Raw genomic sequence first — 18,756 nt, forward strand, 5'->3', positions numbered from 1 at the left:
TACATTATAGCGAATGTCTTAACAACTGTCAGATTTATCTTGCAATCGTTAACGAAGCTACCTTCGTTGCCCCGTGTTCCTGTAACACCCTTGCTGCTTGTCTCACAGTTGTTCCTGTTGTATAAATATCATCAATAAGTACCATGTTTTTTCCTTTTACATCGCCCCCACTTTTGAAAGAAAATGGATTTTGTTTGAATTGTCTAATTCGTTGTTTGCGGTTCTTTTTGCTTTGTTTTTCTCCTTCTGTTCTTACTAACATTTCTACGGCATCGACCCATCCTTTCATCAGTAAACTAGACTGGTTGAACCCTCTGGCAAGAAGACGTTCATTACTTAATGGTATTGGTACTGGTACATACCCTTGAAAATGTTTCTCATACATTTTGGCTAGTTTATTTGTGAAATAGGACGCAATGATCGCATCACCACGGAACTTAAACGTGGCTAACCATTCTTTTAAAAAGTCATTGTATTCATAAATGGAGAGATTCTTCCAAAGAGTCTCTCCTTGCTGATCCCAGCGCCAGCAGTCCAAGCATTGCTCCCCTTTTCTGTATGTTTGCAATAACTGGTCTAATGAGCGAGAGCATTTTATACAACGACGTCCACTAATCAAAACTAATTTCGATTCACAAGTTTGGCAAATCTGTGATGGTTGCTCGATCATCAACAACCGTCTCCACCCTGGCTGATCATAATACGTTCCATGACAAGCTAAGCATCTGTTCATGAAAATCCTCCTTCACGATTCATTTGTTCAATATGAGCCTGCGCTGCCCGCATCGCCTTAGTTACTCCGTAATGAAAAAAGACAATATCGCCTGTAGGTGTTTCTTTTTTCCTTCCAACACGCCCAGAAATTTGAACAAGTGCTGCTTCTGTAAATACATCATCCTCTGAACCAAGTACCGCCACTTGTACATCAGGAAATGTTACTCCGCGTTCAAGGATTGTTGTCGTTACCATTAGTGATATGTTTTTGCGTCGGAATGCTTGTACTGCTTCGTGACGATTAGGGTCAGCCGCATGAACAGAAGCATGTTCAATGGAGTTTTCTATCAAGATTTGCGAAATCGTTGCAAGGGTGGATACAGAAGGGACAAAGAGGAGAAGTGGTTTTTTCTTAGAGAGATACGTTTGGATCCAGTGATGTAGCTTAGGTGGCAATTGACTCTTTTTGACTTGCTTTTTCCAATTACCTATCCATTGAAATCGAGGAACAGGGAGAGGAAAACCGTGATATCTCTTTGGAATTTTGACAATGTTGAGGGAACGTTTTTTGAGTAATTGGGCTGATGGGGTTGCACTTAGGAGGATCGTTGTTGAGGTTGGTTTTTTCGCTTGATCAACAGCATATTGAAGACTTTCATCATATGAAAACGGAAAGGCATCGACTTCATCGACAATGACGACATCAAACGCTTTGTAAAAGCGCATCGTTTGGTGAGTTGTAGCGAGAACGAGTTGTGCATTCGAATGCCGATCTTTGCTACCGCCGTACAAGGCAGTGATGGAGACTTGCGTGAAACTCGCTTGGATGCGGGGATACAGTTCTTTTACAACATCCGTACGTGGGGTGGCAATGAGGACACGCTTTCCTGTGGAAAAAGCTCTTTCTAATCCGTGAAACAGCACCTCCGTTTTTCCTGCACCACATATGGCCCAAACGAGTAATTCTGTCTGGCCGATAATGGCTTGAATGACCGATTCGGATGCTAGTTTTTGTCCAGGAGACAATTCTCCTTGCCATTTTAGCGTATCTTGTAGATTGCCGTGAGAGATTGGTGGTCCTATCCACGAGTACAAGTGTTGACAGCTACTGACTTTTCCAAGCTGCAAACAATGACGGCAATACGAACAGTTTTGCTCACAACGGGCACAATGATGAATTCCAAACAAGGAACGATCTTGATTGCCGCACCGCTGGCATTTAAGATGACTTCCATTTCTTTGTAAACCAATCACTTTTTCTATATCGTTTTGTTCAATCGCTTTCGTAATAACATCTTTTCGGAAGGGAATTTCCGAGAGAAGGAGTCGTTTTCCTACGAGGAAATGAGCAAGTGATTCGATTTGTGGGGAGAATTTCACTGGAGCACCTCTATTCATTTTTTATAAAGAAGAGCTGTCTCAAAGCAGGAGCAGAGATGGCAATGGCTCCGTTCCACACTTTTGGGACAGCCCCCTTGTGTTTGCGCTTTTCTTTTAAGCGAAAAGAGAGAAAGCAGCGCCTACTATCTCTCTCTTCATCATTACCTAACAATCACATATCCTTTTTTTATTGCCTCAACTACAGCTTGGGTTCGGTCATTTACACTCATCTTTTGTAAAATATTGCTAACGTGGTTTTTGACCGTTTTTTCACTAATGAATAACGTTTCCCCGATGGCACGATTGCTTTGCCCGTCTGTCATTAGTTGCAGCACTTCACATTCACGACGAGTGAGAATATGTAATGGTTTGCGATATTCGACTTCGCGGAAGCCAATCGACTCTTCATGAAGGTCATCTTCAGTTGCAAGCCTGCGGTATTCATTAATTAAGTTATGTGTAACCTTTGGATGAATGTACGCTCCACCAGAAGCAACAATTTTTACCGCTTCAATTAGTGCTGATGCATCCATTTCTTTTAATAAGTATCCAGATGCCCCTGTCTTTAATACATGAGTCACATACGACTCATCATCATGTATTGATAGAATTAACACCTTAGCATTTGGGAACGTTTGAATGAGTTCTTTTGTTGCTTCTACTCCGTTCACTTGTGGCATATTTATATCCATAAGAATGACATCAGGACGATGGATTTTTACTAGTTCAATAGCTTGTGAGCCGTCTTGACCATCTGCCACAATATCAAATTCAGGTTCCATCGCTAGAATTCGCTTGACTCCCTCACGAAATAACTGATGGTCATCAATGATGACGATTTTAATTTTCTCTTTGACTTCACTCATCATTTTCACCTCTCCGCTGACATGTTTTTTACTAGTTACATATTTTTTATCGTGTGTTACTTTGCAGAGTTCAATGGGATGCCAATGATGACAATCGTTCCAACCTTTAATTCTGATTGAATCTTCATCTCACCTTTTAGCATGTTCACTCTTTCTTTCATTCCGATTAATCCAAATGATCCTTCCTTTTTCTGAGCAGGATCAAAGCCTTTGCCATCATCTTTAATTATCATTATAACCTTGTTTGTCTTGATTTCAATTTTCACTTGAATCTCCGTCGGTTCGGCATGCTTATAGGCATTTTGTACCGATTCTTGTACGAGACGAAATAAGGCAATTTCTAATTGTTGAGGCAGCCGCTCTTCTTTACCGAAATGTTGAAACACTACAGATACTTGATTATGCTCTTCAAATGTTCTCAAATACTTTTTTAAAGTAGGAATTAATCCGAGGTCATCAAGCGCCATCGGTCTCAAATCGTAAATAATCCTTCTCACTTCCGCAAGTGAGAATTTTACCATTTTTCGCATGTCTCTAATCTCGGTCAGCGCTTCATCTATTCCTTTTTCTTGATAAATTCGTTCAATTAGCTCAGAACGCAGCATTACATTAGCCATCATTTGGGCAGGCCCATCATGGATTTCTCGTGAAATCTTTTTCCGCTCATCCTCCTGAGCCTCAATGATTTTCAATCCAAATGCTTGCTTTTCGCGCGCATCCTCGATAACATCAGTAATTTGCTTAATGTCACTAGATAGGAATTTGTAAACGATAGACATTTGCCCAGAAAGTTGTTCTGCTCGCATGACCGTATCCTTCAAATTAATCAGCCTTCGTTCAATTTGGTCACGTTTATCCCGTAATTGAATTTCTTCCTGTTTTAAAACAGCTAGTTGCACCTGAAAGTTATTCGCTTTTTCATAGGCAATGCGAACTTCCTCATTTGTAAATTTATCGAAGGCTTTACTAACTTCAACTAATCGGCTGCGTGCAAGTCGGGCGTACACTTGTGTCTTGTCCGTTTTTTCGATTACTTCTGTTACTTTCATTCGGACTTCTTCTAACTCTTTTTCAAGCGCTTGTTGTTCGAGCCTTGAATGTTCCTCAATTTCAAAAATTTGTTCACGACTTTGGCCTACTGTATCTAACGTCTGATCTATAATCTTGTCCAAAATTTTTGTGTCTGTCATTCCAACACCAACCCTTAGTTGAAGATAAAGCGATCCAGTTGCTATGTAAAAAAGAATTCGATATCCTTATTTTACAACATCTTCAACGAAATAACGCATAAATCTTTTTTTGGGCGCTATTTTTAGTAAGGAAGGATTAGGTATTTGAGGTTGGGACACTTCCTGCAACAAGCCTATCGTACCATAGCTTTATTACATAATGATTGCTCAGTTTTGTAAAACTATGAAAAAAGAAGGGGGAATAAGTTATGGCTCTAGCAACCTATCAAACGGTAAAAGGACCCGGTCAACATGAAATCGTCATTCAAAAGTCACGCTTTATTGCGTTTTTTGATCGTGTTGAAACAGAAAAAGACGCTCAAGCATTTATCGACCGGATTAAAAAAGAACACTGGAATGCAAATCATAATTGCTCTGCCTATATGATCGGCGAACGCGACGAAATCCAAAAAGCCAATGACGACGGCGAGCCTAGTGGTACAGCAGGTGTGCCGATGCTTGAGGTATTAAAAAAGCGTGGGCTGAAGGATACAGTCGTCGTTGTTACCCGTTATTTTGGCGGGATCAAACTTGGTGCTGGCGGATTGATCCGCGCGTACGGTGGTGCAGTCAGCGAGGGGCTCAATGCCGTTGGTGTCGTCAAGCGTTCACTGGTGAAAGTCGTTCATACAGAAGTGGACTACCACTGGCTCGGAAAAGTTGAACACGCGTTAAGAGAATCACCTTATCAAATGAAAGGCACTGAATACTTGGAACAAGTTGATGTCCAGACGTATGTCGAGGTTGCTGACCTTGAGGCGTTTGAAGAATGGATGACAAACATTACAAACGGCCAAGCGAAGATTCACCAAGGCGAAGAAACGTATTTGGAGACTTTAGTGGAGTAAAGAGGGGTCTGGGCCCTACCCTAATGGGGTATAGGTACTTATGTAGAGAAAGGAGATTACTTATGGCTGAAATAACATTGCAACTGAAAACAAACTCTCGTGATCAGATGATTGATATTACTAGTGAAATTAATGACTGGGTGCGCTCGGTTGGGGTGAAAAACGGGATTGTTATTGTGTCTTCCCTTCACACGACTGCCGGCATTACTGTAAATGAGAATGCTGACCCTGATGTAAAGACAGACATGCTTAGACGATTTGACGAGATCTATCCATGGCATCATGATAAGGACCTCCATATGGAAGGCAATACCGCTGCACATATGAAGACGAGTACGGTTGGACATGCCCAGTCGATTGTGATTTCTGGAGGCCGGCTTGTGCTAGGGACATGGCAAGGGGTGTATTTCTGCGAGTTTGATGGCCCGCGTCACCGGAAGGTATTTTTGAAGGTGTTGGAAGGATAAGAGTGCACTTATCGCGTTACCCCGGAGGAGGATTGAAGGCTTATTTAGGCCTTAATTCTCCTTTTTTATTCCGTTATGCATGGAGTATGAGTGTTACTCCTCTTGTTAGTTCTTGCAGTGACATGCTTGGAAGCTGCATGTTCGTAACTGCCAGCTCATGACTGCCGGAATATGAATAAATCCAGCTAGGCAGCTGAAGTTATGCTTCCGGGGTCAGACCCCTCTGCACTTCTTCACTGCAGCACCGCACAGCGGGTCAGCCCCCCTTCCCCCCTATGAAACTCCTACATGTTTTCCCTCAATCTTCTTATTTACTAATCTACTTTTTTTCGTTACTATGAAATAAGTGTAGAATATTGTCTTATTTTTGGGTTTATCCCTTTTGGACTATATAGTTGAAAGAAGTAATACATTATTAGTAAAAGTGAGGTATTGCGTATGACGCAAATAAAGTCTAGGCGCCGCAAAAGAAGAAAGAAAAAAAATATATTTCGTATCATTATGGTTATTAGTCTTGTGAGTCTATTGGGGCTTGGAGCTGCAGTAAGTTATTTCATTTATCAGCTCTCTAATGTAACAGCCAACACTCAGTTAGAACTTGACCGTGGTGAAAAGTCGGAGCGTAGAGAGGTCGCCGTTGATCCATCCAAGGATAACATTTCTGTATTGATACTTGGAGTTGACGATCGTGATGGCGATTTAAGAGGGCGAACAGATGCCATGCTTCTTGCAACTTTCAACAAAGAGCTAGGTACGATTAAGCTTTTAAACATTCCGCGTGATTCCTATGTTGAAATACCAGGCAGGTTGAATCACGATAAAATTAACCATGCCCATTCATATGGGGGGCTCGATCTAACAATTGAAACAGTAGAGCATTTATTTGATATTCCAGTTGACTATTTCGTAAAATTAAACTTTGTCGCGTTTGTTGAAATTATTGATGCGCTTGGTGGTGTTGAGGTTGATGTACCATTTACGTTCAGTGAGATGGACAGTCAAAACAACAAAGAGAGCATTACTTTATTCGAAGGAAGACATACGTTAAACGGAGAAGAAGCATTAGCATTTACACGGATGCGTAAGAAAGATCCACGCGGAGACTTAGGACGCGGTGAACGTCAACAGCAAGTAATCAAAGGAATTATTGATAAAGGAGCATCTCTTTCATCAATTGGAAACTATGGAGATGTGATGCAAAGTGTGGAAGACCATATGAGTACAAACTTAAGCTTTGGAAACATCATTGCTCTTCACTCTTATGCTAGTGGTCTAAATGACATTGAATCTTTATCGTTAGCAGGAAGCGACGCACGTATAAATGGTATTTACTATTATCAGCTTCATGATCAATCAGTAAACGAGCTATCAGAGATTTTCCAAGTTCACCTGGGGTTGAAGGAAGCGGAACCTCAATACGAAACAGAATATAATGAAAATGACTCAGAATAATTTCTGAGTCATTTGTTTTATGATGACACAAAAAAATGACTAGGTTACGTTAACCTAGTCATTTTTCATATTTTAACGGTCGTTTTGCACTAAATCTTCTCAAAAACTTTAACATCGGTCGGTAGTCTTGACTTACCAACCCTACACGCTCCACAATCAGCTGGATTGCAATAATAATCACACACATAATAATCATTGATATCCATAACGTTGACATCGTCAACATTACAGCTGCTAGCCCAAAGAACGCTGTCATCGCATAAATGGCTAATACTGTCTGCTTATGTGAAAACCCTAATCTTAGCAAGCAGTGATGCAAATGAGACTTATCCGGCGAAGACAAAGGTTGCTTGTTCACTAAACGGCGAACAATGGCAAATAGTGTATCCGAAATAGGGATTGCTAAAATAATAACGGGAATTAACAGTGAAAACATTGTTACGTTCTTAAACCCTAATAAGGAAATGACCGAAATCATATAACCTAAAAATAAAGCTCCAGTATCACCCATGAAAATCTTCGCTGGGTTGAAATTATGGATGAGAAACCCTAACGTACTTCCTAACAGGATCACACCTAGCGATGCAACAAAAAGATCCCCTTGCATAATCGCTAATGATGAAATTGTAATTAACACAATCGAAGAAACCCCTGCTGCCAGACCATCTAACCCGTCAATTAAGTTAATCGCATTCGTTACCCCAATAATCCACAACAACGTTAACGGGATACTAAACCAGCCAAGCTGCAATTGACCATCAAATGGCAAGTTAATAAATTGAACTTGTACTCCTCCATAAATGACCACACCCGCTGCCAACAATTGACCAAATAGCTTCCATTTAGCCGAAAGCTCTATCATATCATCGAGAAAACCGGTGACAATAATAACGAAGCTTCCAATTAAGATAGGCAATGTAAATTCACTATTTGGCTGTAAAAGAACAAAACCTACAAGAAATCCAATATATATCGCCAAACCACCTAAACGTGCCATTAACGTTTGGTGTACTTTGCGGTGATTTGGTGTGTCAGTTGCACCAATTTTTATTGCAAAACGCTTTACTAGCGGTGTAATAAGCACCGTCACGATAAAGCATATGATTAAAGCAAGAGCAAGCATAATTACCCTCCTTATTTCTTACCTTCTCCAGTATCATCACTTTTATTTCATTTTTAAGAACTTAATTTGTATCTTTTTATACCAAAGCAATTTCCCCATAATGGATTGTACCATAAAGATTGTAAAGCGGAATCAAAAACTTTTCATTTTATGCAGATTGACACAATTTCACACAATATAGATGTGTAAATTTACCTTTTTTACACTTTCCAATCGTTAACTCTATGAAACATGTAACATTTTGTTATAATAAAACTAAAGATTTTGTAAGAGGAGGTCGAAATTTAATAATTTAACTCATAATCACGAGCAAGATCTAGTAGTTTAGCAAAACATTTAATAAGTTAGGAGTTTATTTATGCAACGATTACGTTCCCTTTTTATCCTTCTTTTATTAGCTATTGTCGCTTTTTCCGGTAGTAGATTGGCTTTAGCTGATGACATTGAAGACAACGTAGAAACATATCCAATTATTGACGGCGAACCAATTGAACGTGTTGAATATGTTGATCCAGTTGAAGTTGTTCAAGCTTCATCTTCAAATAGTGGTGCTACGTTTACATTTACTGGTGATGGGTTTGGTCATCGTATCGGTATGAGCCAATACGGTGCACAAGGCATGGCTAAAGCAGGTAAAAGTCATGAACAAATTTTAAAACATTATTACCAAGGAATTAAACTTAGTACAAGAGACGATCGTGATGTTAAAATTCGGTTAACTCCTTCTGAAACTTTTACGATTGAACCAACGAGCAATTACAAACTATTTAACGCCGAAAAAGATGAAGAAGTTTCGTTTAACGGTAAAATTGAATTTAGTCAAAATAGTAATAAAGTATTAGCCAAAGTAAACGGAGAGGAAATCTCTTCAGAAAAAGGCTTCGAGCTTAAAGCGACGAATAACTCTGATAATACCTTTGCTTCTATCTCACAAGTTACACAAGGAAGCTCAACAGTTGATGCGCAATACCGTGGATCATTTATTATTGGCGTTGGTGAGAACCGCCCAACTCTTGTTAACGAGTTAAGTTTAGAAACATATTTACGAGGTGTTGTTCCTAATGAGATGTTTGCATCATGGGAAATGGAAGCATTAAAAGCACAAGCTGTTGCTGCTCGTACCTATGCACATGTTCAACTCAATTCAAGAAGTGGAACATTAGTTGATACAGTGACAAACCAAGTGTACAAAGGGAAAGCAACACGTACGAATTCAAATTCTAATTGGCTAGCTTCAGAACATTCACGATCTGATAATGCAATTAAACAAACGGCCGGAAAAGTAGCAATAGATAGCAACAACAACGTAATTAACGCTGTATTTCATGCTAGTTCTGGTGGACATACAGAAAACAGCGAAAATGTGTGGGGAGGTACTCTTCCTTACTTAAGAGCTGTGGACGATTCATACGACCAAGCATACAGAAACTGGGAAGTCACTTTAAATAATGAAACAATTGCTCAAGCTGTCTTTGGTACAAAAGACATTATGGTTGAAAACATAAACATCACAAAAAGAACTAGTGCACAATCTGTTCAAGAAGTGAAAGTGACAGGAAAACATAGAACAACAGGTAAGGTGTCAACTGTCACATTGCCGTCTGGAAATCCTGATAGTTTACGCTCAGCGTTTGGCGGTCGATCATTAAATAGCATCAAATTCGATGTAGAGCGCAATGACATTTTCACTGACGTAACAAACACGTTCTCAGGTTTTGAAGAAATAATGTTCCTTTATAATCGTGGTGTTATTACTGGTTATCCAGACAGTAGCTTCAGACCAAACCAAACCATTACACGTGTACAAACGGCAAGAATGCTTGACCGTGAGTTGAATTTATCAGCTCCTCCAAGCAGCTACAATCTGAAAGCTACCGATATTTCAAAAGACCAGTCATACTATGATCTTTTCAGAAAGATGGAATATCACGGTATTATGACAGGCAGCAACGGAAAAATGAATCCTGGTGGGGACTTAACACGTGCACAAATGGCTGCCGTTCTAACTCGTGCCTTTAACCTAACAAAACCAGATAGCGTAACGTTTACGTATGCTGACATCAATAGAAATACGTATAATCAATCACTGTTAAAAGAGATTGATACGATTGCTTATCACGGTTTAACAACAGAACACGGTGATCGCGCATTCCGTCCTAACCAGACTACAAATCGCGTTCAGTTCTCACGTTTTATGACACGTGCCATTGATGAGTCGTTTAGATAAGTAGTATTTGTTACTTTCAAAAAAATATGCAGCCAAAAAGACGAAGCTGATTACTCACAGCTTCGTCTTTCTTTATCTTCCAATTCCATGATATATGAATCCAGCCTCTCTCATAGCCTTCGGTTCATATACATTTCTTCCATCGACAACGATCGCTCGATTGAGCTTATTCTTGATCATTTCTGGATCAAGCGTAACAAACTCATTCCACTCGGTTACCAATATCATTACATCCGCGCCTTCAAGCGTCTCTTCTACACTCGCTCCATATACAACGCGATCACCAAGTACTTTTTTCGTATTTTCAACCGCAATTGGATCGTACGCTTTAATGGACATGCCCATTTCTAGTAACTGATTAATAATTTTCAAAGCTGGCGCATCACGGATATCATCGGTTTCAGGTTTAAAGGCAAGGCCAAGTACAGCTGCTTTTAAACCACTTAATTCCGTTCCGAAAATACCTTTTACATGTTCAATAATCCGGAAGCTTTGACGTTCATTAACCCCTTCTACCGCCTGCAAAAGTTCAGGTGTATATCCTGCTAATTGTGCTAAATGAATAATAGCCTTCGTATCCTTCGGAAAACAAGACCCACCATAGCCAAGTCCAGCATTTAAAAACTTCGGCCCAATGCGGTTATCAAGACCCATTCCTCTTGCGACAGCTTTCACATCGGCTCCATACGCATCACAAATGTTGGCAATTTCATTAATAAATGAAATCTTTGTCGCTAAGAAGGCATTGGACGCATATTTAATCATCTCTGAACTACGGACGTCTGTTACCACAATCTCTTCTGTTAAAGGCTTATGTAGGGCAACGAGCATCTCTTCTGCTTTCTTGGACGATGTCCCAATGACGATTCGATCAGGGTTAAACGTATCCTTAACAGCTGATCCTTCTCTTAAAAATTCGGGAACAGAACATACATCAACCTGCGCGTTCTCATTCTTTTCTTTAATAATCTCTTCAATCTTCTCTGCTGTTCCAACAGGGACCGTAGATTTATTAACAACTACTTTATAACTTGAATCAAGCGCTTCTCCAATTTCTTCGGCAACCGCATAAACGTAGGACATATTTGCCGACCCATCTTCTGAAGCAGGAGTTCCGACAGCAATTAAGATAATGTCTGACGCTGCAACAGCTGTAGCCAAGTCTGTGCTAAATGTTAATCGGCCTTTTTCTTGATTACTAACCACTAATTCTTTTAATCCAGGCTCATAAATAGGGATCTCTCCACGCTTTAACATTTTAACTTTTTCATCTATTTTATCAACACAAATAACTGTATTTCCAAGTTCGGCAAAACAAGTTCCCGAGACGAGTCCTACATATCCAGTTCCTACAACAGCTAATTTCATCCTCGTTTCACAACCTTTTTCTTTAACTTAGTACGAATCGCTTCATATTCTGGAAAACGCATTACGTACAAAATGAAACCTACTACTATAATGGAAGCAACCCCACCAACAGCAAGGGTTACGATCGGTACATCAATCGTAACGACGCTTTTTACAGCTAATTGAACAGCGATTAGCCCCCCGAATAGAACAGCAAACTTTACAGCTGTGCTCATGATTTTGGGACCAATTAATTTTAATTTAAGGACATATTTTGCTGCAACAATTAACATGATGAAGTTACAAATCGCACTAATGGATGTCCCCGCTGCCAAGCCCGCAGCACCAAACCGTTCGATAAATAAAAGATTAAGTACAACATTGATTCCAAAAACCGAAATCGTCCCTAATAATACTGGTAGCACTGATTTTTCCTTTGCATAGAAAAAACGTGTCACATAAAGGTTAGCTGAGTGAGCAAACATGGCAATAACTAGTATTTGAAAAAGAGGTGCGGCGATTAACGTCGATTCTCTTGTGAAACTTCCATATTCGAATACAAGTCTAAAAATTTCCTCAGCATAAAAGAAAGCAAAAATGGTTGCTGGAATAATGATGATCGTCATCATTCGCAGCCCTTTTTGGTAAAGAGCTTGGATATCATCCTGCTCATTTGCCGCTACTTTTTTAGCAAGCAGTGGATAAATAACTGTTGTCACAGCTGTCATTAGCACACTTTGCGGCAATTGAACAATTTTAGATGAATAGTTTAATGCGGCAATTGCCCCTGATGCTAACTCCGATGCGAAAATTCGATGGATCAGAAAATAAAATTGTAAGGTAGCACCTCCTAAAATAATTGGGAGGGCTAAGCGCCACATTTTCTTGAAATCATCATCCAACTTGAAATTTAAACGGAAGCGCACAAACTTCCCTTTCTTTAATAGAATTACTAGCATAATCGCCATAGCAATCGCACTAACGATTGCACCATACGCATGCGCATACGGTCCGATATATGGGAAAGCAACAACCGCAATAATCACAAACACCACATTCATCACTAAAGTGGACGTTGTTGCTAACGTGAACTTTCCATTTACATTTAATATGCCCGTAAACCACATCGACAAGACAAGAAACAACGTAGCTGGAGCCATAATTTGAAAGAGGTCAGCTGTTAATTTGACTTCTTCAACTGCAAATCCTTGAAACAACAAACCAATAACCGCTTCTGAAAATACCATGAGTAACACCGTAAACACCAATAACAGCAGCGAGAGCCACGTAAAAATGGAGCTTACAAACGTCTCTCTTTTCAACGGGTCATCCATTTTACTAAATATCGAGATAAATGCTGTCGTGATCGCTCCACCAAGAACAACATAAAAGAAGTTCGGCAGCGTATAGGCCGCAATGACGCTATCTGCAATATCTGTTGTTCCGAACTGATAACCTATGACTACTTCTCGTAAAAAACCGATAAACCGCGACCCAAGATTGATCACGGCTACCGCTCCAATAATTTTAAATAACGTACTGCCTTTCACGTTCCGTTCACTTCTTTCCGTCATTCCCTAATAAAATTAGATTGATTTAATAAAATCATCAATAAGTCCAATCATCCGATCCCTGCCACTTTCAAATGGAACGGGCTCAAAGCTTTTTGCTTCTTCGAGTTTCGACTCGAGATCGTCCATCTCTACAACACTCAAAATATGACCTTTCTTGCTGAACGTTTCAGAGATTTCAATTTGATGATCATCATTATGTTCTCCGTATTTCTCTAAGCGTGCAGCCGCAATCACGGTTTTGCCTTTTTTCACACCGGTAATAATCGAGCCAGTGCCTGCATGGGTAATGATTAGTCTCGCCTGATCAAAGTATGCTTCCATATCAGCATAGCTCATAAATGGAATAAGCTTCATTGTCTCACTTTCATACGGAGTATGCCCTACTTGTACGACAACCTCTTCTGAAATTACTTCTTCCTTCTGCAGACGTTCAACCTCTTCTAGTAATCGCGTAAAGGGCAGCTCATGCGTTCCTAATACTACAAATATCAATAGATAGACCCCCCATTCACGGCTTTCGGATAAACTTTTTTCATCGATTCCCATTGAACAATAAATAAGTCAGCAATTGGATAAACCATACGCCCAGCTAGATTTGGAGTTGTCGTTTTAGCAAAGCTTTCAATGTAAACCACTTTCTTTCCAAACAACTTAGCAATATAGCACATTGGAACTGCGGTATGAGTTCCTGTTGTAACAATGACATCTGGCCTTTCCTTTAAAAAAATAAAAAAGGATTTAATACAATTAAAGGAAAACTTAAATAAGTAACTAAATAAGTAATTACGAGCTCCATACACTAAGAAAGACACAGGATATTCCTTTGCTAATTCTCTCGTGATACTCGATTCTTCTGTTACAATATGGTAGTCATATTTCTCAAATAATGGCTTCAACTGCAAAAGTTGTGTCAAATGACCACCAATCGAGGAGATGAACATTACTTTTTTCTTTTTATTTCTTTTCATCTTCGATCACCTTATTCTCATATATCTCAAAAACCTTTTCAATTAATAGCTCTTGATCGTTTTCTAGCGCTCTTTTTCTTCCAGCCTTAATTAACTGCTTTTTGTAGTCCTCATTCTCAATGACTTTCCTAATACCGCTTGCTAATGAATTAGGATCTTCCGCTTCAACTAAAACCCCATGATCATTTTCTAGTAGAGTTTGAAGTCCACCTACCCTCGCTCCAACAACTGGTGTTCCACAAGCCATTGCTTCCACTGCAACAAGTCCAAACCCCTCCATATGGGACGGAAGGACGAACACATCCGCCGCTGACATCCATATCGCAACTTCAGATTGAGGAACGGCTGGAAAAAGATGTACATCTGTTAGTTGATGCTGCCTAATATATTCTTCAACTTCTACTTTAAAAGATTCAAGCTTAGGATTTCCTACTAAATAAAGAGATAAATGTTCATGCTCTTTCTTCAGCTCTTTATAAGCTTCAAGCAATTCAAGAATCCCTTTTTCTCTTATAATGTTACCAACAAAAACAATTGGTGTTTCACCCTCATTGATCCCAAGAACTTGACGGGCCTCACTAACATCATGTGGTTGAAAAACCGTTAAATTGACACCCATATTAATGACCGAAAGTTTCTCTTCTGGGATATGATACTCTTCATGAATTTCACGATATAAATCATGCCCTACCGTAATAACGTGGTCAGCCTCTTTTAATATTTTTGACGTCCATTGCTTAATTCGCTGACTTTTCTTAGCCATCCGGTTAATATCTCCACCATGAGCCGTCACAACCATTCTTGTTTTGAACCATTTTTTAAAGAAGAGGGCAAGCATTCCCGTAGGAAAGACGTAATGAGCGTGGACAACATCATAGCGCCTTCCTTTAAATAGTAAGGAAAACACGGTCTCCGTTGCCCATTTTAGATACTTTTTTAACACGTTGGGCTTGTTCATATCTGGATCAGATACAGCAACAACGTCAACTTTCGCCCCATGTTCTCTTAATGCCTGAACTTGATTTTTTACAAAAATGCCAAACGTTGAACTTTTTGCACCAGGGTACATGTTACTTAAAACAAGTACCCGCTTTTGTTTATTCATTTTCTTTCTCCTTCATATGCCAGTTCATCCCGATTCCTAAGAAGAGCCAAAACCATAGTGCGATTTGGTGATTTTCCCAGGCTGTAGACAATAACCCCATAATGACAAAGGCAATTCCAAATGTAACAACAAATAAACCTACCCATTTATAAATCAATTGATTTCGTTCAGCAAACAGGGTCATCTCCTTTAACACTTTAAACAAGAAATAACCGAGTAGAATAACTCCAATAATGCCGTATTCAACAAGAACATACAACGCATTGTTATCTACTGTACGCATCGTACTCGGAAGCCCTTCATGCATAAATTGGTGAAAGGGTGAGTTAAAGACAAACGCAGCATTACTCCCAAACATCCCTGGACCGACCCCAGCAATTGGATTAAACATAAACACTTCTAACCCACTTAATATAATAAGGAAACGGTAGTTTTTCGTTAAATCTAACGTATATAAATTCCGCTGAGCAAACCCTTCAAGAAAAGCAAGAGCAAGACCGTATCCTACGATAAATAAAATAATGAGTCCGATAGCAACCTTTAATAGAATACGAAATGCATTGTTTTTTCGATTGATAATACCAATTATAGCAAAGCAGCCTATTAACGCTAAAAAGGCTTGACGTGAAAACGTCAGAGCAATTGCCGTTAATAACACCGCAACGATCACCAAATAAATCGTCTTTTTCTTTGTAGAGAGCTCTTGTCGATAAACAAATACGTAGAGAGCGACAAGCAAAAGCACAGCAACTAAAAACCCAGCAAGTGTATTACTTGAGTCCATTAATCCAAATGCACGAACTTCTTCCCCAATCGCAATGCTTCTTCTTTGTGAAACATCTCGTAACGGTAGTGGAATCAGTAAGGCAATTTGAACAAAGCCAATAATTGATTGAAAAATAGCCAAACCAATAATTAAATGAAACATTTTTTTCACCCAGCTAGCCGGAATGTCCAAGGCAAGCAAGATAAAAAACAAAATGGCATATTGAAACAATGCACGGACTCCAAAGACACCTTGAGTAAACGGAACATTGTTCACGAACATACTAAATAATGCAAAACTCATAAAGAGGATTAAACTCCCGTTAATCGGATTTTTCAATTTCGTTAGTAAATGTCTCCGACCAATTTGAGGATGGATAATCACAATAAGAGCCATGGCAACAAGGAGCATCTCCCCCGTATAGGAAATGGCCATTCGGACGATCCCTGGAAGTAAGTTCCCCCAAATCCTTGTAAACTGTAGTTCAATCGATGTCCAAATAACAAGCAAGACGGTAGCTACCAAGAGGATCCGATTCGTTCGTTCCACCGGTAAATATTTCTCTATCATAAAAAATTCACACCATTCACTTTTTATCTAATTCTAGCTGTTTCAAACCTTTTAACGCTTCTTGTTTTAATTGGTCTGATACCTTCACGTACGCATGTTGAACCGAATCCCAATTCTCACTAATTCCATGAAAAACATCAACAATCGCTGTTGAGTTAGGAGTGACTTTGTTAATCGGAATTCCCGATGTAGGCATGCCAATCACTTTCATAAAATCCTCTACTTTATGATGATAGCCGATCCCAATAACAGGTGTCTGTGCGACAACAGATAGGATAAGCGAATGAAGTCTTGTTCCAATAATTAAATCCTGCTCCGCACTAATCCGAACAATTTCTGTTGGATGAAGATTGTCTTCAAGTAATGCTGTCTTTTCTTGATGTTTCATTTTCGCAAAAATATCCTTTGTCACTTGAACATCTTCTGGAAATTTCGTCGAAAAGAAAGTAACCTCTACCCCTTTGCCATCAATCAATTGGTCAAGTCCAGCAGCCATCCCCTCTACATAGGAATTGTACTTTACAAGATCTGCAGTCGGCCAATATTGATCACTGAAGTAAGGAACAGCAGTCACTCCTACCTTTTTAATCGTATCAGAATGCGTATGAATTTTTTCCGCTGGTACAGAAAATGCAGGATCTCCAATGACAGATACAGGCGTTTTTACTCCAACTGACTGTAACAATTTTTGCGAGTCTTTATCCCTAACAGAGACAGATTCTGCCGCATTTGTTAATCGTTTAATAAAAAACTTCCCAATCGCTGTGTTCAGTGGACCCGCGCCAACTCCATATACCACAACCTTACATCCTGCACGCTTACCTGTTAGACCAAGAGTGCTATAAAGCGGCGCATCCCGCTTATACATATCCATTAACAATCCGCCGCCTCCGATAATAAGCAGATCGAGCTCTTTCATCACACGGTAACTCGCCCGAATCGTTGTTGTCCCTGATTTCAAGATACTCCCCTTTTTGTGGATGAGAGGTTTCGCTGTAATGCCGTAACGCTCGACCGTATTCTCAGGATTATTACTGAAGACTACAATGTCCTCTTTCTTCACATGGAGATGTTCGGTTACTTGATTCAAAATTCCCGTTAAGATCGCTTCATCTCCATTGTTGTTATTTCCGTAATTCCCAATAATTCCAACTTTCATGTTCTACGTCCTACTTTCCTGTGAATCGTTTTTCAACAAGATCCTTTAAATATATTTCCATCTCATCCTTTAAGTCTGCTCGATCAAGGGCAAATTCAATCGTCGTCTGGATAAATCCTAGCTTTTCCCCAACATCAAAACGGGTCCCGTGGAACTCATAGGCAAGTACATCACGCTGTTGACTTAATGCCTGCAAGGCATCTGTCAGCTGGATTTCCTTGCCCTTTCCAGGTGCCGTACTTTCAAGAACGTCAAAAATATCTGGGGTAAGGATATAGCGGCCCATGATGGCAATGTTTGACGGGGCTTCTGCCTTCGATGGCTTCTCTACAAGTCTCTTCACCTTATGAACCCCTTTGCCATAAGGCTTGCAATCTACAATCCCATAACGTTCCACTTCATGATCGGAAACTTCTTGTACCCCTATAATTGGGCTTTCATATTTCTCATATAACTCCATCATTTGCTGCAAGCACGGAGTTTCTTCTGACTTAACAATGTCATCACCTAACAAGACAGCAAAAGGCTCATCGCCAATAAACTTACGCGCACAATAGACAGCATGCCCTAATCCTGATGGAGTCTTCTGACGTATGTAGTGAATATCGAGTAGGTCCGTACTTTGTTGAACCGTTTTTAGTAACTCTTCTTTTTCTTTTTTTCTTAGCTCTTCCTCAAGTTCAACCATTCTGTCAAAGTGGTCCTCAATCGCTCGCTTCCCACGTCCAGTAATGATTAAGATATCCTCAATACCTGATTTCACAGCTTCTTCTACAATATATTGGATCGTTGGTTTATCAACGATTGGTAACATTTCCTTCGGTTGCGCTTTTGTAGCTGGTAAGAACCGCGTCCCTAAACCTGCTGCAGGGATAATCGCTTTTTTTACTTTCAAGACGGTACCCTCCCGTTTCTCATTCAGAGTTGATTCCTTCTACATTATACATGAGTCATTCCTACA

At 39.8% G+C, this 18,756-nt stretch carries 17 protein-coding genes; 4 read left to right on the plus strand and 13 right to left on the minus strand.

Annotation, left to right across the window (positions count from 1 at the left end):
- Window positions 1–34 precede the first annotated feature (34 nt).
- The 4 genes from AC1FXP_RS16375 to AC1FXP_RS16390 all read right to left on the minus strand — a co-directional run bounded on the left by AC1FXP_RS16375 (window position 35) and on the right by AC1FXP_RS16390 (window position 4,150).
- A complete protein-coding gene (locus tag AC1FXP_RS16375) occupies window positions 35–733 on the minus strand; it encodes a ComF family protein (protein WP_480063085.1) in 699 nt (232 codons plus the stop codon).
- A complete protein-coding gene (locus AC1FXP_RS16380) occupies window positions 730–2,094 on the minus strand; it encodes an ATP-dependent helicase ComFA (protein ID WP_480063086.1) in 1,365 nt (454 codons plus the stop codon). The genes AC1FXP_RS16375 and AC1FXP_RS16380 overlap by 4 nt, the downstream gene beginning before the upstream one ends.
- Window positions 2,095–2,255: 161 nt before the next feature.
- The gene (locus tag AC1FXP_RS16385; RefSeq protein ID WP_480063187.1) at window positions 2,256–2,960 is read right to left on the minus strand and encodes a response regulator; all 705 of its coding nucleotides are present in this window, start codon (window positions 2,958–2,960) and stop codon (window positions 2,256–2,258) included.
- 56 nt (window positions 2,961–3,016) lie between these two features.
- Window positions 3,017–4,150 carry a sensor histidine kinase gene (locus AC1FXP_RS16390; RefSeq protein ID WP_480063087.1) on the minus strand — a complete coding sequence of 378 codons (1,134 nt, stop codon included), beginning with the start codon at window positions 4,148–4,150 and terminating at the stop codon, window positions 3,017–3,019.
- 248 nt (window positions 4,151–4,398) lie between these two features.
- Here AC1FXP_RS16390 and AC1FXP_RS16395 point away from each other — a divergent pair, with 248 nt between their 5' ends.
- From AC1FXP_RS16395 to AC1FXP_RS16405, 3 genes are all read left to right on the plus strand, one after another.
- A complete protein-coding gene (locus AC1FXP_RS16395; RefSeq protein ID WP_480063088.1) occupies window positions 4,399–5,037 on the plus strand; it encodes a YigZ family protein in 639 nt (212 codons plus the stop codon).
- A gap of 62 nt (window positions 5,038–5,099) precedes the next feature.
- Window positions 5,100–5,504 carry a secondary thiamine-phosphate synthase enzyme YjbQ gene (locus AC1FXP_RS16400; RefSeq protein WP_480063089.1) on the plus strand — a complete coding sequence of 135 codons (405 nt, stop codon included), beginning with the start codon at window positions 5,100–5,102 and terminating at the stop codon, window positions 5,502–5,504.
- A 438-nt stretch (window positions 5,505–5,942) separates the two neighbouring features.
- Window positions 5,943–6,956 (plus strand): LCP family glycopolymer transferase, encoded by a 1,014-nt coding sequence (locus AC1FXP_RS16405; protein ID WP_480063090.1) that lies wholly within the window; start codon window positions 5,943–5,945, stop codon window positions 6,954–6,956.
- A gap of 58 nt (window positions 6,957–7,014) precedes the next feature.
- Here AC1FXP_RS16405 and AC1FXP_RS16410 read toward each other — a convergent pair whose 3' ends face one another.
- Window positions 7,015–8,079, minus strand: a complete 1,065-nt coding sequence (locus tag AC1FXP_RS16410) for a glycosyltransferase family 4 protein (protein ID WP_480063091.1) — start codon at window positions 8,077–8,079, stop codon at window positions 7,015–7,017.
- Window positions 8,080–8,437: 358 nt separating this feature from the next.
- Here AC1FXP_RS16410 and AC1FXP_RS16415 point away from each other — a divergent pair, with 358 nt between their 5' ends.
- Window positions 8,438–10,306: a SpoIID/LytB domain-containing protein gene (locus AC1FXP_RS16415; protein ID WP_480063092.1), complete on the plus strand. Its 1,869-nt coding sequence runs from the start codon at window positions 8,438–8,440 to the stop codon at window positions 10,304–10,306.
- Window positions 10,307–10,378: 72 nt separating this feature from the next.
- Here the strand turns inward: AC1FXP_RS16415 and AC1FXP_RS16420 are convergent, their stop codons facing one another.
- From AC1FXP_RS16420 to galU, 8 genes are read right to left on the minus strand one after another with little or no spacing between them, the layout of a single operon-like run.
- The gene (locus AC1FXP_RS16420) at window positions 10,379–11,674 is read right to left on the minus strand and encodes a UDP-glucose dehydrogenase family protein (protein WP_480063093.1); all 1,296 of its coding nucleotides are present in this window, start codon (window positions 11,672–11,674) and stop codon (window positions 10,379–10,381) included.
- On the minus strand, window positions 11,671–13,227 hold the full coding sequence (murJ, locus tag AC1FXP_RS16425; protein WP_480063094.1) for a murein biosynthesis integral membrane protein MurJ: 1,557 nt from the start codon (window positions 13,225–13,227) through the stop codon (window positions 11,671–11,673). Before murJ ends, AC1FXP_RS16420 begins: the two co-directional genes overlap by 4 nt.
- 12 nt (window positions 13,228–13,239) lie before the next feature.
- Complete coding sequence (gene pssE, locus AC1FXP_RS16430; protein ID WP_480063095.1) at window positions 13,240–13,719, minus strand: PssE/Cps14G family polysaccharide biosynthesis glycosyltransferase; 480 nt, start codon at window positions 13,717–13,719, stop codon at window positions 13,240–13,242.
- Window positions 13,716–14,195 carry a PssD/Cps14F family polysaccharide biosynthesis glycosyltransferase gene (pssD, locus tag AC1FXP_RS16435; protein ID WP_480063096.1) on the minus strand — a complete coding sequence of 160 codons (480 nt, stop codon included), beginning with the start codon at window positions 14,193–14,195 and terminating at the stop codon, window positions 13,716–13,718. The genes pssE and pssD overlap by 4 nt, the downstream gene beginning before the upstream one ends.
- Window positions 14,182–15,300, minus strand: coding sequence for a glycosyltransferase (locus AC1FXP_RS16440; RefSeq protein WP_480063097.1), 1,119 nt, complete (start codon window positions 15,298–15,300; stop codon window positions 14,182–14,184). Before AC1FXP_RS16440 ends, pssD begins: the two co-directional genes overlap by 14 nt.
- Window positions 15,293–16,636: an O-antigen ligase family protein gene (locus tag AC1FXP_RS16445; RefSeq protein WP_480063098.1), complete on the minus strand. Its 1,344-nt coding sequence runs from the start codon at window positions 16,634–16,636 to the stop codon at window positions 15,293–15,295. The genes AC1FXP_RS16440 and AC1FXP_RS16445 overlap by 8 nt, the downstream gene beginning before the upstream one ends.
- A gap of 16 nt (window positions 16,637–16,652) precedes the next feature.
- Window positions 16,653–17,795 carry a polysaccharide pyruvyl transferase family protein gene (locus AC1FXP_RS16450; RefSeq protein WP_480063099.1) on the minus strand — a complete coding sequence of 381 codons (1,143 nt, stop codon included), beginning with the start codon at window positions 17,793–17,795 and terminating at the stop codon, window positions 16,653–16,655.
- Between the two features lie 10 nt (window positions 17,796–17,805).
- The gene (galU, locus tag AC1FXP_RS16455) at window positions 17,806–18,690 is read right to left on the minus strand and encodes a UTP--glucose-1-phosphate uridylyltransferase GalU (protein WP_480063100.1); all 885 of its coding nucleotides are present in this window, start codon (window positions 18,688–18,690) and stop codon (window positions 17,806–17,808) included.
- Window positions 18,691–18,756: the final 66 nt, after the last annotated feature.

This window comes from Halalkalibacter sp. HAAS-P013, assembly GCF_056619925.1.